The sequence below is a fragment of the Priestia sp. D3YE.R1 genome (assembly GCF_049199565.1).
GTDB lineage: Bacteria > Bacillota > Bacilli > Bacillales > Bacillaceae_H > Priestia > Priestia aryabhattai.
Map to the genome: position 1 here is coordinate 252,662 of NZ_JBLTHW010000004.1, position 14,400 is coordinate 267,061.

17 protein-coding genes are annotated in these 14,400 nt (G+C 38.1%); 12 read left to right on the plus strand and 5 right to left on the minus strand.

Going from position 1 to position 14,400, the window contains the following annotated elements; all coding sequences use genetic code 11:
• Positions 1-21: 21 nt before the first annotated feature.
• Positions 22-288 (minus strand): DUF3055 domain-containing protein, encoded by a 267-nt coding sequence (locus tag ACOZIR_RS22955; protein ID WP_013059634.1) that lies wholly within the window; start codon positions 286-288, stop codon positions 22-24.
• Between the two features lie 162 nt (positions 289-450).
• Between ACOZIR_RS22955 and ACOZIR_RS22960 the strand changes: the two genes are divergently transcribed.
• Positions 451-888 (plus strand): DUF86 domain-containing protein, encoded by a 438-nt coding sequence (locus ACOZIR_RS22960; protein ID WP_013085332.1) that lies wholly within the window; start codon positions 451-453, stop codon positions 886-888.
• A 74-nt stretch (positions 889-962) separates the two neighbouring features.
• Positions 963-1,733: a TIGR01457 family HAD-type hydrolase gene (locus tag ACOZIR_RS22965; protein WP_013059632.1), complete on the plus strand. Its 771-nt coding sequence runs from the start codon at positions 963-965 to the stop codon at positions 1,731-1,733.
• A 36-nt stretch (positions 1,734-1,769) separates the two neighbouring features.
• Here the strand turns inward: ACOZIR_RS22965 and ACOZIR_RS22970 are convergent, their stop codons facing one another.
• Complete coding sequence (locus ACOZIR_RS22970) at positions 1,770-2,270, minus strand: phosphatidylglycerophosphatase A (RefSeq protein WP_013059631.1); 501 nt, start codon at positions 2,268-2,270, stop codon at positions 1,770-1,772.
• A gap of 176 nt (positions 2,271-2,446) precedes the next feature.
• Between ACOZIR_RS22970 and yutH the strand changes: the two genes are divergently transcribed.
• The 5 genes from yutH (at position 2,447) to thrB (ending at position 8,067) form a co-directional block, all read left to right on the plus strand.
• Entirely contained in the window at positions 2,447-3,448 is a 1,002-nt protein-coding gene (gene yutH, locus ACOZIR_RS22975) for a spore coat putative kinase YutH (protein ID WP_045291595.1), read from the plus strand.
• 117 nt (positions 3,449-3,565) lie between these two features.
• Positions 3,566-4,555, plus strand: coding sequence for a 2-hydroxyacid dehydrogenase (locus ACOZIR_RS22980; RefSeq protein WP_045291593.1), 990 nt, complete (start codon positions 3,566-3,568; stop codon positions 4,553-4,555).
• A gap of 241 nt (positions 4,556-4,796) precedes the next feature.
• A complete protein-coding gene (locus tag ACOZIR_RS22985) occupies positions 4,797-6,098 on the plus strand; it encodes a homoserine dehydrogenase (protein ID WP_013059628.1) in 1,302 nt (433 codons plus the stop codon).
• Positions 6,098-7,159, plus strand: coding sequence for a threonine synthase (gene thrC, locus ACOZIR_RS22990; RefSeq protein ID WP_045291685.1), 1,062 nt, complete (start codon positions 6,098-6,100; stop codon positions 7,157-7,159). The genes ACOZIR_RS22985 and thrC overlap by 1 nt, the downstream gene beginning before the upstream one ends.
• Positions 7,153-8,067 carry a homoserine kinase gene (thrB, locus tag ACOZIR_RS22995; protein ID WP_045291592.1) on the plus strand — a complete coding sequence of 305 codons (915 nt, stop codon included), beginning with the start codon at positions 7,153-7,155 and terminating at the stop codon, positions 8,065-8,067. Before thrC ends, thrB begins: the two co-directional genes overlap by 7 nt.
• 89 nt (positions 8,068-8,156) lie before the next feature.
• Here thrB and ACOZIR_RS23000 read toward each other — a convergent pair whose 3' ends face one another.
• Positions 8,157-8,387, minus strand: coding sequence for a NifU family protein (locus tag ACOZIR_RS23000; RefSeq protein ID WP_013059625.1), 231 nt, complete (start codon positions 8,385-8,387; stop codon positions 8,157-8,159).
• A gap of 193 nt (positions 8,388-8,580) precedes the next feature.
• Between ACOZIR_RS23000 and ACOZIR_RS23005 the strand changes: the two genes are divergently transcribed.
• Positions 8,581-8,907 carry a YuzD family protein gene (locus ACOZIR_RS23005; protein ID WP_028412620.1) on the plus strand — a complete coding sequence of 109 codons (327 nt, stop codon included), beginning with the start codon at positions 8,581-8,583 and terminating at the stop codon, positions 8,905-8,907.
• 43 nt (positions 8,908-8,950) lie between these two features.
• Here ACOZIR_RS23005 and ACOZIR_RS23010 read toward each other — a convergent pair whose 3' ends face one another.
• Positions 8,951-10,015: an NAD(P)/FAD-dependent oxidoreductase gene (locus tag ACOZIR_RS23010; protein WP_045291684.1), complete on the minus strand. Its 1,065-nt coding sequence runs from the start codon at positions 10,013-10,015 to the stop codon at positions 8,951-8,953.
• 381 nt (positions 10,016-10,396) lie between these two features.
• On the opposite strand from ACOZIR_RS23010, the gene ACOZIR_RS23015 reads away from it, so the two are divergent.
• The 4 genes from ACOZIR_RS23015 (at position 10,397) to ACOZIR_RS23030 (ending at position 12,903) form a co-directional block, all read left to right on the plus strand.
• Positions 10,397-10,636, plus strand: a complete 240-nt coding sequence (locus ACOZIR_RS23015) for a YuzB family protein (RefSeq protein ID WP_045291589.1) — start codon at positions 10,397-10,399, stop codon at positions 10,634-10,636.
• A gap of 303 nt (positions 10,637-10,939) precedes the next feature.
• Positions 10,940-11,794, plus strand: coding sequence for a diaminopimelate epimerase (dapF, locus tag ACOZIR_RS23020; protein WP_045291683.1), 855 nt, complete (start codon positions 10,940-10,942; stop codon positions 11,792-11,794).
• A gap of 75 nt (positions 11,795-11,869) precedes the next feature.
• Positions 11,870-12,235: a HesB/IscA family protein gene (locus ACOZIR_RS23025; protein WP_045291588.1), complete on the plus strand. Its 366-nt coding sequence runs from the start codon at positions 11,870-11,872 to the stop codon at positions 12,233-12,235.
• Positions 12,236-12,384: 149 nt separating this feature from the next.
• Positions 12,385-12,903, plus strand: coding sequence for a hypothetical protein (locus ACOZIR_RS23030; protein ID WP_421535834.1), 519 nt, complete (start codon positions 12,385-12,387; stop codon positions 12,901-12,903).
• Positions 12,904-12,930: 27 nt separating this feature from the next.
• Here ACOZIR_RS23030 and ACOZIR_RS23035 read toward each other — a convergent pair whose 3' ends face one another.
• Positions 12,931-13,923: an NAD(P)/FAD-dependent oxidoreductase gene (locus tag ACOZIR_RS23035; RefSeq protein WP_045291585.1), complete on the minus strand. Its 993-nt coding sequence runs from the start codon at positions 13,921-13,923 to the stop codon at positions 12,931-12,933.
• Between the last annotated feature and the right edge of the window lie 477 nt (positions 13,924-14,400).

Below are 14,400 nucleotides of genomic sequence, written 5' to 3' on the forward strand. Positions count from 1 at the left end.
TCCTTCACGCTGCCTTTTTTTTTAGATGATTTCATATAAAAATTCGCGAAGTTCCTGACCGTCTTCACTGTTTAATTTAAATACTTCTTCAAGATAGTTTGGTTCTTCAAGGTCATCTTGTCCAATGATGGCAAAGCGTCCTCCTTGAATATCAAGAACAACTTGTTTGCCATAATAGCGGTCGGTTTGGATAATAGCTAAATCAAATCGTTGATTTTCGCCCATAAAGCTGACAAACCGGGTCTTTGTAGATACGACATCGTCATATAGATAAAAGCGTTCGCTCATAGGTATACTCCTTTCATAGGTTGTATTTGTATCATATCAAATAAGGTCAAAAACAAAAATCAATTTATCAAATGGATAATGGGTCATGATAAAATAGAACAGGAACCCCGTTTGTTTATGAAAAAAGATTTATAGAGAGCTGACAACTAGGGAGGAAATAATATGTACTTTGTAGATCGTGAAAAAATAGAAGCCACGCTTGTTTTTTTTGATGAACATGTTCGTTTGTTTGCTGAGCATTCGAGCTGGAACACAGAAATAGAGAAAAAGGCATTAGAGAGAATTGTACATCTTTTAATTGAAAACGTTTTAGATGTAGGAAATGCAATGATTGATGGATTTATTATGAGAGATCCAGGCAGTTACGACGATATCATTGACATTTTAGTTGATGAGAAAGTGGTTAAAAAAGAGGAAGAAACGCCATTAAAAGAGATCGTTCAATTGCGTAAAAGCCTTGTCCAAGAATATGTGGATGTTAATCATCAGGATATTTATCAAAAAGTGATGCAGCATAAAGACGTACTGGCAGCATTTTCAGAGCGCGTAAGGACATATCTAGAGACAGAGTTAGGGCCTGTGTCTGCTTTTCGTAATTAAAGGCAAGCAAGTTGTAGTTGTATAAAAAATAAGCTATGATTTCAAGTATGACACTTGAAAGGAGATCACACAACATGAAGGAATATAAAGGATATTTGATTGATTTAGACGGAACAATGTACAAAGGAACAGAGCTAATTGCCGAGGCGCGTGATTTTGTTATTAAATTAAAGGAAAAAGGAATTCCTTATTTATTTGTAACAAACAACTCAACAAAAACGCCCGATAAAGTAGCTGAAAAGCTAGAGGCATTTGGCATTCCTGCAACAGAAGAGCAAGTTTTTACAACGAGTCAGGCAACAGCTAATTATTTGCATGAACGAAAAGCAAACGCTTCAGCTTATGTAATTGGTGGAGAAGGAATTCGACATGCGCTGCTTGAAAAAGGATTTACCATTGAAGAGGAAGATACGGATTTTGTAGTTGTTGGTTTGGATCAGGAAATTACATATGAAAAATTAGCAAAAGCATGTTTAAACGTTCGAAACGGCGCCTTTTTTGTTTCAACGAACGGAGATATTGCGATTCCTACTGAAAGAGGCTTACTGCCTGGTAATGGCTCTATCACGTCCGTTATTACGGTTTCTACTCAAACAAATCCAGTATTTATTGGCAAGCCAGAAAGTATTATTATGGAGCAAGCCCTTGAAGTCATCGGTACGCCAAAAGAAGAAACAATCATGATTGGTGATTACTATGATACAGATATTTTAGCAGGGATGAATGCAGGCTTAGATACATTATTAGTCCATACAGGGGTAACAACAAGAGAGTTACTAGAAGGATATGAGAAAAAGCCAACTTATACGGTAGATTCACTAAAAGAGTGGATGGAGCGAATTTAAAAAGCTGTCAATTGACAGCTTTTTTGTTTTTAAAGGCTATTCTTGGCTAGCAGCCCGATGCGCTAACCGGCTAGAAGCAGCGGCAGCAATTGCGCCTACTAAATCATCTAAGAAAGTATGGCACTCTCCAGTCGATTTATCGTTTAATCTTTCTAAAATACCCGGCTTTTGTTTATCAATATACCCGTAATTGGTAAAGCCGATTGATCCGTAAACATTTACAATCGATAATGCTAAAATCTCGTCGATACCGTATAAACCTTCGTCTTTCTCAAGAATGTCCAACAGAGGCGGCTCAATCACTTTTTTTTCCGTGAGGACATCTAGTTGAATACCCGTTAAAATAGCATTTTGAACTTCTCGTTTAGAAATGACGCGCTCAACGTTATATAAACAGTCTTCGATTGTTAAGTTTGGGTGATACTTTTTTTGCAAGTAATAGACCAGTTCAGCAATGTCCGTAAGAGCCACGCCGCGTTCTATTAACCATTCTCTTGCTTTTTTTTCTAACTCACTTTGTGTATGTTTTTTCTCCAAGTATCATCACCTGTTTTCTATATATTTTTAAGTCTAAAGTTGTTTCATACTACTAACCCGGAGTAAATAACTATAAATGGTGTATTTCTAATCTATTCATTCCTCCGTAAATATTATGACAAGTAATGTTGTTTTCCATCATATAATTTCTTGAATGAATGAAGAGAGGGATTAAAATGATACAAACCATTTATGAGCATTACGGATTACGTCCAAACGAATTTATGCCCGTTGGTAAATTTGAAGGTTTTCAGTATCGAGATATTTTATATACGATCATTAATGTAAAGCAAATGGAACAAGACGAGTTAAATGAACTATATCAAATGAGTCAATTTCTAATGGGGCAAGGTGATCGCCATGTGGCAACATTTATGCCTAATTTGAATGGTGAAATGATTACAGAAACTGAAACTGAAAAATTTATCATTTGCCGCTGTCTTGCGGAAGAGAAAAACCCCAATTTTTCACCTGGGCACGAGCTAGCTGTTTTTCATCAAAAAGGGAGGCTGTTTCCTTATGAAGTGGAACAAGCAAACCGGCTAGGGCAATGGAAGTCCATGTGGGAGAAGCGTCTCGACCAGATGGAGCAATTTTGGTATGGAAGATTACGTGCTTTACCTAATCAAGAGATGGAAAAACGTTTTTTAGAAACGTTTCCTTATTACCTAGGATTAACGGAAAATGCTATTCAATACCTAGTAGACACGGAAATTGACGATTTGCCCCGGTCAGTTGACGCTGCGACGATTTGTCATCATCGGTTCGGCCAAAAAACATGGGGGGAAGACTACGTTTACAAGCTCCCGGCAGACTGGGTCTTCGATCACCCTAGCAGAGATATAGCTGAATATATAAGGGAACAATATTTATTAACATACGCTGTCGATGAAAGGCACATGCATCAGTTTTTAAGTGAATATGAAAAGGTAAATCCACTTTCTTCTTTTTCATGGAGACTGTTATATGCTAGACTTCTTTTTCCTGTTCATTATTTTGAGGTCATTGAAGGATACTACAGTGTACAAGATGAGCGGCAAAAACAAAAGTATTATGAGAAGCTGGAAGGAGTATTAGCTCATTCTTCTCACTACGAAGCGTTTCTCAAGCGCTTTTATCAGTCGGTGGGCATTTCAACGTCTCGTTATCACATTCCTGAATTAACATGGATTCATTAAAAAGCGATTACTATAGAATATGATAAAATAGAAAAATAGGTGTTGGATAATCCAAACCCGTTTTTCTATTTTGTTTTTGTGCATGCAGTTTAAAAAGAATAAAGAGGTGGCGTACATATGGACAAGCCGTTTGTATTTATTGCGAGAAAAATACCCAATGAATTAATTGAACCTTTACAGGCAGTAGCGAATGTGGAAATGTGGGATAAAGAAGATGAGGCAGTCCCTCATGAGCTGCTTTGTGAAAAAGCTAAGCACGCACATGCTCTATTAACAATGCTTTCAGACCGTATTGACAGTGAATTGCTTACGCAAGCTCCTCATTTAAAGCTTGTAGCTAACTTGGCGGTTGGATTCGATAATATTGATATAGAAGCGGCAACTGAACGCGGAGTGATCGTTTCTAATACGCCCGATGTTTTATCTGATACAACAGCGGATTTAACGTTTGGTTTGTTAATGAGTGTAGCTAGACGTTTAGTAGAAGCTGCTGAATACGTGAAAGAAAATCAGTGGAAAAGCTGGAGTCCATTTTTGTTAGCGGGTAGAGATGTTCACCATAAAACATTAGGTATTGTTGGAATGGGGAAAATTGGAGAGACGCTTGCGAAACGTGCTACAGGTTTTGATATGGAAATTCTGTACCACAACCGGAGTCGCAACCTTCAAGCAGAACAAAAGCTCGATGCAGTTTACTGTGAGTTAAATGAGCTGCTTGAACGATCTGATTTTATTGTTTGTTTGACACCATTAACGGACGAAACCAAACATTTATTTAATGCTGAAGCATTTGAACAGATGAAAACAACAGCGATTTTTATTAATGCTTCAAGAGGAGCAGTGGTTGATGAGCAAGCACTGTTACATGCAATTGAATCCGGTGAAATTGCTGGAGCTGGCTTGGATGTATTCGATCAAGAGCCTGTTTCCGCTTCTCACCCTCTTCTTCAACTGCCTAATGTTGTAGCGCTGCCTCATATCGGCAGTGCGAGTATTGAAACGCGTACGGAAATGATTTCTTTATGCGTAAAAAATATTAAAGCAGTGCTCACAAACGAGTCTCCTACTACAATTGTAAATAAAGAAGCGTTTGCGAAAAAATCATAATGAAAAAAGGCAATTTCATTTCGGTGAAATTGTCTTTTTTTTATTAAAAAACAGTGGTAGCCATGTTATGATAATAAAATGAAATATTTTAAAAATTTACATTTATCTTTATATACCAATTTTTTTAACAAGTTTACGAGAAAAGATGGCAAGTAAACCTTGTAAAAAAGAAAAATAAGGTCTATAATGTCCTCTATAAGAGAACAAATGTATACGTAGAAAGAACACAGAGGTGAGGAATATGACAAAAAGTATTTCAGTAGGATTATTAGGATTAGGAACGGTAGGAAGCGGAGTAGTCAAAATTATTGAAAATCATCAGGATAAATTAAGTCATCAAGTCGGGTGTCCTGTAGAAGTTAAAAAAGTAGTAGTTAAAGATATTGATAAGAAACGTGACGTGGAGATCAGTGAAGATAAATTAACAACGAATGTTGAAGACGTTTTACATAACGCGGAGATTGACGTTGTCATTGAAGTAATGGGTGGCGTTGAAGAAACAAGAGATTATATCTTAACAGCCCTTCGTAATAAAAAGCATGTTGTGACGGCAAACAAAGACTTAATGGCGGTTTACGGCTCAGAATTGTTAACAGTAGCTTCTGAAAATAATTGTGATTTATTTTATGAAGCAAGTGTAGCTGGCGGTATTCCAATCCTTCGTGGATTAGCAGATGGGTTAGCATCTGATCGTATTACGAAAATGATGGGAATTGTAAATGGGACAACAAACTTCATTTTAACGAAAATGACAAAAGAAGGAAGCGCCTATGATGAAGTGTTAAAAGAAGCGCAGGATTTAGGGTATGCTGAAGCGGATCCCACTTCTGACGTAGGTGGTTTAGATGCTGCTCGTAAAATGGCAATCTTGGCTACATTAGGATTTTCAATGAAAATTGACTTGGATGATGTTCGTGTTCAAGGTATTACAGAAGTAACGGAAGAAGACTTGCAATATAGTAAACAACTAGGCTATACGATGAAACTGATTGGATATGCACATCGTGACGGTGACAATGTAGAAGTTAGTGTTCAGCCAACTCTTTTAGCAGATACACATCCTCTCGCTTCAGTAAGCGATGAGTACAACGCTGTATATGTATACGGAGAAGCTGTTGGAGAGACTATGTTCTATGGACCAGGAGCGGGAAGCCTGCCAACTGCAACTGCTGTCGTATCCGATTTAGTAGGCGTTATGAAAAACATGCGTTTAGGTGTAAATGGTAAAAGCGCGGTAACACCTCAGTATCCAAAACAGTTAAAAGCAGAAGATGAAATGTTCTCGAAGCATTTCTTGCGTATTCATGTAAAAGATCAGGTTGGAGCATTTGCAAAATTAACAACGCTATTTTCAGAGCGTGGTGTGAGCTTCGAAAAAATTATCCAACTTCCTGTGAAAGGAAGCGAATTAGCTGAGATTGTTGTGGTTACACACAAAACATCTCAAAAAGATTATGAGGAAATCCTTCAGCAGCTTCGGGATTTACCAATTGTAGAAAATGTAAAAAGCAGTTACCGCGTAGAGGGAGTTGGCACAGTATGATGTGGAAAGGTCTATTAGCTGAATATAAAGAATTTTTACCTGTAACAGATAAAACACCTATGCTTACACTACATGAAGGAAATACGCCTTTAATTCATCTTGCTCAGTTATCAAAAGAGCTAGGCATTGATTTACATGTGAAAGTAGAAGGGTTAAATCCAACGGGGTCATTTAAAGACCGCGGAATGGTAATGGCTGTAGCAAAAGCAAAAGAAGAAGGAAGCAATACGGTTATTTGTGCATCTACAGGTAACACATCCGCAGCTGCCGCAGCCTATGCATCACGCGCTGGCATGCGCTGTATCGTTGTTATTCCAAATGGAAAAATTGCGATGGGGAAATTAGCTCAAGCTGTTATGTATGGTGCAGAAATTGTAGCGATTGAAGGAAACTTTGACCAAGCGCTTTCTATGGTTCGTAAGCTAAGTGAAACATCACCGGTTGCACTTGTAAACTCCGTGAACCCATACCGTATTGAAGGGCAAAAAACAGCTTCTTTCGAGATTTGTGAGCAGCTTGGAAAAGCGCCGGACGTTTTAGCTATCCCAGTGGGGAATGCAGGGAACATTACAGCTTACTGGAAAGGATTCAAAGAATACAGTGAGCGTCACCAAACGTCTCTTCCTCATATGCATGGTTTTGAAGCAGAGGGTGCAGCGGCGATCGTGCGTAATCAAGTTATCGAAAATCCAGAAACAATTGCAACCGCTATTCGAATCGGAAATCCAGCAAGCTGGGATTATGCTGTAAACGCAGCAAAAGAATCAAACGGAAAAATTGATGAAGTGACAGATGAACAAATCTTAGAAGCATATCGTACAATTGCACGCAAAGAAGGCGTATTTGCAGAGCCAGGTTCTTGCGCTTCAATTGCTGGTGTATTCAAAGATGTAGCTTCTGGTAAAATTGCAAAAGGTTCAACGGTTGTAGCTGTACTAACAGGTAATGGATTAAAAGATCCAAACGTAGCAATCGATGCTCATAACGTAAAGCCAGTGGTTTTACCAAATGATGAAGAAAAGGTATTTGAGTATATCCAAGGTGTCGTTGCTTCATGCTAGAAAATGAGCGTTTTGTCATTACGGTCCCAGCTAGCTCTGCTAATTTAGGGCCAGGGTTTGATTCTATTGGAGTGGCTTTATCCCGCTACTTAAGATTAACAGTAGAGCGTTATGATGAATGGATTTTTATCCCTGAGACAAAAGAAGTGCAAAGCATTCCGACAGGTACAGATAATTTAATGTATGAAGTGGCACAAAACGTAGCTCGTCAATTTAACATTGACCTTCCAAGTGCGAAGGTATCTGTTTGGAGCAACATTCCGTTAGCAAGGGGACTTGGAAGCAGCGCATCGGCTATCGTAGCCGGAATCGAGCTGGCAAATGTATTATGTGGCTTGCGTTTATCTAAAAGAGAAAAGCTTCGCATCAGCAGCTTGATGGAAGGACATCCCGATAACGTCAGTCCTTCTATTTATGGAGGAATCGTTGTTGGTTACCACCATGAAAATGAAACATATATTGCTCAAATACCTGAATTTGATGTCGATATCGTGATGGCTATTCCAGAATATGAATTAAAAACAACGGATGCCCGTGATGTGCTGCCTTCCGATATTAATTATCGCCATGCAGTAGAAGCTGGAGCCATCGGCAACATGCTAGTAGCAGCCCTGTTGAATAAAGATTTGCCTCTGATAGGCGAATTTATGGAGAAAGATTTATATCACGAACCTTATCGCATGAGACTCGTGCCAGAGCTTTCTCTTGTGCGAAAAGAAGCAAAAGCTCTCGGCGCATACGGTGTGTCACTAAGCGGAGCCGGTCCGAGTGTATTATGTTTAGCACCAAAAGGAAAAGGAAAAGCGATTGCTGAACATATGTATGCTTTACTGCCGAACTGCGAAATAGATGTTTTACAAATTGACCGCAAAGGTGTATTTGTAGAAGCTGAAGTCACAACGAGCTAATAAAAAAATCCTCATTCAGTTGAATGAGGATTTTTCATTCGCAAGCCCCAATAAAATGGAAGGTTGCTTTTATAATAAAATCAAAGAGATTAGAATACTTGTTCTACTTCAACTACACCAGGTACTTCTTCTAAAAGGGCACGTTCGATACCAGCTTTTAGCGTAATTGTTGAACTTGGGCAGCTTCCGCAAGCGCCTAAAAGACGTAATTTTACAATACCATCCTCTACGTCTACTAGCTCACAGTCTCCACCGTCGCGAAGTAAAAACGGACGAAGTTTTTCTAATACTTCTTGAACTTGCTCGTGCATTTCTGACATAACTATCGACTCCTTTCTTCTACTCTTATTATAAACGGTCTTTCATGAAAAATCTATCGGAGTATACATCGTAATGTTACCTTAAAAGAAAAAGATGTGCAATGAATCAGTTTTGTGTAAAATAGTATTCATAATGAAGTAAAAGTGTGAATAATCTTACAGTTTATATGTAAAGATTCAAGGGGGATGTGCTATGCAGTCAACTGAGGTAGAAGTGTGTATTTATGGAGCTGAAATTGTTTGTGCAAGCTGTGTTAACCTGCCGTCTTCAAAAGACACCTATGATTGGCTAGAGGCAGCTATTTCTCGCAAATATCCGAATCAACCGTTTGCTATCACGTATGTAGATATAAACGAGCCGCATACGGATCCAGAAAAAGCAGCTTTTGCCAAACGTGTGATTGAAGAAGATTTATTCTATCCTGTAGTGGTCATTAATGGAGAAATTGTTGGTGAAGGCAATCCGAAATTAAAGCGCGTATTTGAGGAAATGGAGAAGTATGGTTTCCGCGCATCATAACGAAAAAAGCCGTTAGATTGTCAGTCATCTAACGGCTTTTGTTTTATCCACTGTGGTGTTTATACATCCAAAGAATACCTGATTTCAATAATCGGGCTACGCGTCCTGTAATCGGACGTTCGGCAACTAAGCCAAATCCATGCTTTTTGCCTAATGAACCAAGTATGCCTTTTAATTTAATAGTTGGCAATTCATCTGGAAGCGCTTCGCCTTTCCAGCGGTGAAGAAGCACTTGCACAATTTGTTCAGCCTGACCTTCTGCAAGCTGAGCACTTGGTGCATGCGGTAGGCTTGCACAGTCACCTAAAATGTAGACATTTTCATCGTCAGGCAAGTTATGGTATTTTGTCAATACGACGCGTCCTTGAGGATCTTTTTCTACGTCTAAATCGCGTACCACTTTATTTGGCTGAATGCCTGCTGTCCATACGATTGCATCGCTTTGAATGGGCTCATCATGATTATAAAGAATGTTAGGTTCTACTTTTGTAATATTAGCACTATTTACAATTTCGACACCGTTTGAAGTAAACCAAGTTTGAACGTAATTGCTTAAACGTTCTGGGAAAGCAGATAAAATTAATTTACCGCGGTCAAATAAGATGATTTTTAAATCCGGGCGGCTTTCTCTTAGTTCACTTGCCAGTTCTACTCCGCTTAATCCAGCTCCGACAATTGAAACAGTAGCGTGGGCCGGCAAGTTGTTTAATGTCTGATAAGTTGCTCGTGAAGCATCAATGGATTGAATGCTGTATGTATGCTCAAGAGCTCCGGGAACTCCATGATATTTATCTTCACATCCGAGTCCTACAATCAGGTCATCGTAAGCAATCATTTGATCATCCACATAGACGCATTTCTCTTTCAAGTCTATGCGTTTTACACAGCCGTAGCGGATTTTTAAACGAGGGTGTTCAGGAAAAGCAACACGGACATGCTGATCAGAGATTGTTCCAGCTGCAAGTGCATAGAATTCAGTTTTCAGTGAGTGATAAGGTGCTTTGTCAATAAGCGTTACTTCTACATCGTTAGGCAATTGATTCGGAAAAAGGCGCTGCAAAATGCGCATACCACCGTATCCGCCGCCCAGTATGACAAGGTTCTTCATGTGAATTTCCCCTTTAGCTTCATGCATTTTTGTTTTCTCTCTATTATTCTTGCTTTTAAGAATAGGAGGGTACAAATTACCGTTAATAAGGATGGTTGCCAAAAAGATATGAAAGGCTATATAAGATAACATATTTTACTTAAATAATAATTTAATATAACCTCGTTTGGTTTTCTATACATAAAAGTATAACTAAATTAATAAAAAACCACAATATGTTTCAACATAATTTCAAGCTATCCACGTAATAAAGCTTATTTATGCGTTTTTGAAAAAAGTCTATAAAGCTAAAAAGCGTGCGCGAAATGAACGTGAATTTCTAAAGTTGACGTTGAAAATGAAAGGAGATAGGATAAACTAATAGTAGAGAGGTGAAAAAACGTGATACAGCCAATTATTGAATTTTGCGTTAGCAATTTAGCCAGCGGTTCTCAAAAGGCTTTAGAAAAGCTTGAAAAAGATCCAAATCTAGATATTATTGAATACGGATGTTTAGGTTATTGCGGGAAATGTTCACAATCTTTATTTGCCTTGGTAAATGGAGAGATTGTTACGGCGGAAACACCTGAACAGTTAGTAGATAATATCTACATTCATTTAGAAGAAAATCCAATGTTTTAAACTATCCCCGCTGTCGTATCCCTTTTTATCAGGAGAGTGACATGAGGCTAATAGAATAGATGATGTAAGCACGGGCTAGTTTTGCCGTGCTTATTTATGCGTTTTTGAGCAAATATATGCGCTTTAATCATCCTCTTTGCAATCATAATGCTTATTTTGTTTTTTAATACTCCAAAGGAGGACAAAATAAAAAACCCCTTAATCTTTATGATTAAGGAGCTAAAAAAACGGGGGATGATATTATTGTGTACAAAAGAGAATCACTTTATACTAGAGCTACATAAAAAAATAATGGGTGATAATATGAAAAAATTTCAGTTTACAAAAATGCATGCGCTTGGCAACAACTATATCTACGTAAATATGTTTGAAGAACATATAGAAGAGCAAGAGTTAGCACCGCTTGCTGTAAAAGTCTCAAATGTTTATACGGGAATCGGATCGGATGGAATGATTCTTATTTGTCCATCTGAACGTGCAGATGTGAAAATGCGCGTATTTAATAATGACGGCTCGGAAGCAAAAAACTGCGGAAACGGTTTAAGATGTGTAGCTAAATATGCATATGAACATAATTTAGTAACAAGCGAAAGATTTTTTATCGAAACGCTTTCTGGAGTTGTAGAAGCAACGGTGCATCCGCAGGGAAATGAAGTTCCAGAAGTAACAATCGATATGGGAGAGCCTATTTTAGCTAGAGAACAAATTCCAATGATGGGAGCAAGCCAGCACCAAGTTGTTGATGAAGAGATGGAATTTGGAAAAGAACGGTTAAAAGGGACGGCTGTATCGATGGGAAATCCTCACGTCGTCTTTTATGTAAATGATATTGAACAAGCGCCTCTTACTACATTAGGCCCTGTGGTTGAAAAAGATTCGCGTTTCCCAGAAGGAGTGAACGTTGAATTTGTTGAGGTAGTGAACGAAAGAGAGCTGAACTTTCGCGTATGGGAACGAGGTTCGGGCATCACTCAAGCATGTGGGACAGGAGCATGCGCTGCTGTTGTTTCTTCCGTGTTAAATGAGAAGACGAAAAAAGATGTTCCTACTGTCGTACACCTCGCTGGAGGAGATTTAACGATTGTTTGGCAAAATAAAGGCAATGTGTTAATGACAGGTCCAGCCAATGTGATTTGTGAAGGCACGTATTATTATTAAAAAATGAAGAAGCAGACGATTTGTCGTCACAGACATTTCGTCGTATACTAAACAAAAAAGGAGGTCTGTTTAAAAATGAGTCAAGATATCCTAACAATTACAGAAGCTGCAAGCTTTCAAATAAAAGATATGATGAAAGAACATGAAGAAGAAAATGCTTATTTACGTGTTAATGTAAATGGAGGAGGCTGCTCAGGTCTTTCTTACGGCATGGGTTTTGCACACGAAGTAAATGAAAACGATACGCTGTTTGAACAACATGGCATTAAGATTCTTGTAGATAGTGAAAGTGCTCCAATTTTAAGAGATGTAAAAATTGATTACAAGCAATCTATGCTAGGCGGAGGGTTTACAATTGATAACCCGAACGCCATTGCAGCATGCGGCTGCGGCTCTTCTTTCCGTACAGCAAGCAACGCAGGTGCTCCTGAAGAGTGCTAAGTATATGTTTATAGGAAAGCTTTCTTCACCTCATCTGGTGAAGAAAGCTTTTTTAGTGGGAAATTTTTGTATGTTACATCATCTATCAAATGTGTTGACTGAATAATCAGTCTTTTTTATACTCAATAAAAAAGAGGAGATGAACGGATTTGATAGATGCGACTCATTACGACAGGGAACAAGTAAGAGGTTACGGAAGTTTTCGCAAAAAAAACACCCTGCCTATTCTATGGAAGGGGTTTATAAACTGGTTAAAACTTGAAAGTAGGAAAATGGAGTCTAAGGATGCAAAAAGTATTCACTTTAGTGAATCGCATTTATTTGTTCAACATTTGCCTTTTTCCGCAGGTGAAGCCTGTCATCAAAACTCGTCCTCTGCGCCTCTTAACCATTCTGAACCTTACATTCGCTATTATGAAAATGCTAACGCATCTCTGGTTGAAACCTACGGAGCAGTTGAAGGAGAGCATATTTTACTTATTGAACGTATTGTCGGTCAATCAGAGGTAGTAAAATATTTAAGCAAGCTCGAAGGTTTGAAGGCCTACAGAATGAGCATAACTAGTCAAGAAGGAAACCATTCCTTTTATGAAATCTGTTTAATAAGCAGTGATGCAGAAATGATGAGTGAAATCATTCATCGAATGGTCACACCAATCCAGCAATGAAAAAAAGCAGGCGAGAGCCTGCTTTTTTTATGAGAACATTGACGTACTGTGCATAGGCTGTAAGCGAGCCTTTGGATCAATGTATGCTTTAGCGTTATTAACGGCAGTCGGACCTTCTCCAAATCCTGCCACAATGAGTTTTACTTTTCCATCATATGTGCAGACATCACCTGCTGCATAGATGCCAGGAATATTTGTTTCTTGCTTTGAGTTAACAACAATTGCATTTTTCTCTAAATCTAAGTCCCATTCTTTAATCGGACCTAGAGAAGAAACAAATCCAAAGTTTACAATAACATCATCTACGTCTACTATTGTCTTTTCTTCACCTTTTGTATTTTCTAACACAACTTGTGTAATACGGTCATCTCCAATAAATTCAACCGGTACATATGGTGTTTTAATATCAACTGATGAGTTATGCAAGTTTTCTACGCTATGTTCATGAGCGCGGAACTTATCTCGGCGATGCGTTAACGTTACTTTTTCTGCGATTGGCTCTAACATAAGAGACCAGTCTACAGCAGAATCCCCGCCCCCGCATACTAATACTTTGCGGCCTTTGAATTTATTCATATCATCCACAAAATAATGAAGGTTCGTTTGCTCGAACTGTTCTGCATTTTCTAGCTCGATTTTACGGGGCTTGAAGGCACCGTTTCCAGCCGTAATAATAATTGTTTTTGAATAGTGGACTTCAGAATTAGTAGTTAATCGAAATACGCCGTCCGCTTGTTTTTCTACCTTTTCTACGGCTTGCTCTAGCGCAACTGCAGGTTTAAATTGATCCATTTGCTCTTTTAGGTTATTGACTAATTCTTGAGCGCGTACTTTTGGAAAACCAGCTACGTCATAAATATATTTTTCAGGATATAAAGCAGAAAGCTGTCCACCAAGCTGTGGTAAGCTTTCAATAATTTTTACGCTCGCTTGACGCATACCGCCATAAAATGCTGTAAATAAGCCTGTAGGGCCGCCTCCGATGATGGTAATATCATATACTTGTTTATCTTCTTTCATTTATAATCACCTCTAGATTGTTCTGTGCCAATGCATATTCTACTTTATGATAGCATAGTAAATTATAAAATATCATTAAAACACGCTGGAATGTTTGAGAAACTTTCTCAACTTAAAGATCAGTATTTGCAATCATTAACATAACCACACGTTTTGGTCAAATATAAAACTGGGTATACAGGAAAGTAATTGAAAATTTAAAAGCTTGTAAATACAAAGTGAAGGGTTGAAAAACCGATGAAAAAAGCATAAGATGTTTGTGTAAATCAAGCTAGGACTTATGCTTACATTTTTTTGAAAAAGAAAAAATGTATTTTTTTAAAAAAGAACGTGAAGTGATTCACATTGTTTTTCTTATATGAATAATAAATGGATAGCGATGATCGTTCTTGCTCAAACTAACATAAAAAAGCAAACTAAATAAAATTGCTCTTATCATTATATTTGTAAGACATACTTGTGACTATAACTAAAAAA

Coding starts and splice junctions, on each gene's coding strand:
- ACOZIR_RS22955 (WP_013059634.1), bottom strand. CDS start 288: ATGAGCGAACGCTTTTATCTATATGACGATGTCGTATCTACAAAGACC.
- ACOZIR_RS22960 (WP_013085332.1), top strand. CDS start 451: ATGTACTTTGTAGATCGTGAAAAAATAGAAGCCACGCTTGTTTTTTTT.
- ACOZIR_RS22965 (WP_013059632.1), top strand. CDS start 963: ATGAAGGAATATAAAGGATATTTGATTGATTTAGACGGAACAATGTAC.
- yutH (WP_045291595.1), top strand. CDS start 2,447: ATGATACAAACCATTTATGAGCATTACGGATTACGTCCAAACGAATTT.
- ACOZIR_RS22980 (WP_045291593.1), top strand. CDS start 3,566: ATGGACAAGCCGTTTGTATTTATTGCGAGAAAAATACCCAATGAATTA.
- ACOZIR_RS22985 (WP_013059628.1), top strand. CDS start 4,797: ATGACAAAAAGTATTTCAGTAGGATTATTAGGATTAGGAACGGTAGGA.
- thrC (WP_045291685.1), top strand. CDS start 6,098: ATGTGGAAAGGTCTATTAGCTGAATATAAAGAATTTTTACCTGTAACA.
- thrB (WP_045291592.1), top strand. CDS start 7,153: ATGCTAGAAAATGAGCGTTTTGTCATTACGGTCCCAGCTAGCTCTGCT.
- ACOZIR_RS23000 (WP_013059625.1), bottom strand. CDS start 8,387: ATGTCAGAAATGCACGAGCAAGTTCAAGAAGTATTAGAAAAACTTCGT.
- ACOZIR_RS23005 (WP_028412620.1), top strand. CDS start 8,581: ATGCAGTCAACTGAGGTAGAAGTGTGTATTTATGGAGCTGAAATTGTT.
- ACOZIR_RS23010 (WP_045291684.1), bottom strand. CDS start 10,015: ATGAAGAACCTTGTCATACTGGGCGGCGGATACGGTGGTATGCGCATT.
- dapF (WP_045291683.1), top strand. CDS start 10,940: ATGAAAAAATTTCAGTTTACAAAAATGCATGCGCTTGGCAACAACTAT.
- ACOZIR_RS23025 (WP_045291588.1), top strand. CDS start 11,870: ATGAGTCAAGATATCCTAACAATTACAGAAGCTGCAAGCTTTCAAATA.
- ACOZIR_RS23035 (WP_045291585.1), bottom strand. CDS start 13,923: ATGAAAGAAGATAAACAAGTATATGATATTACCATCATCGGAGGCGGC.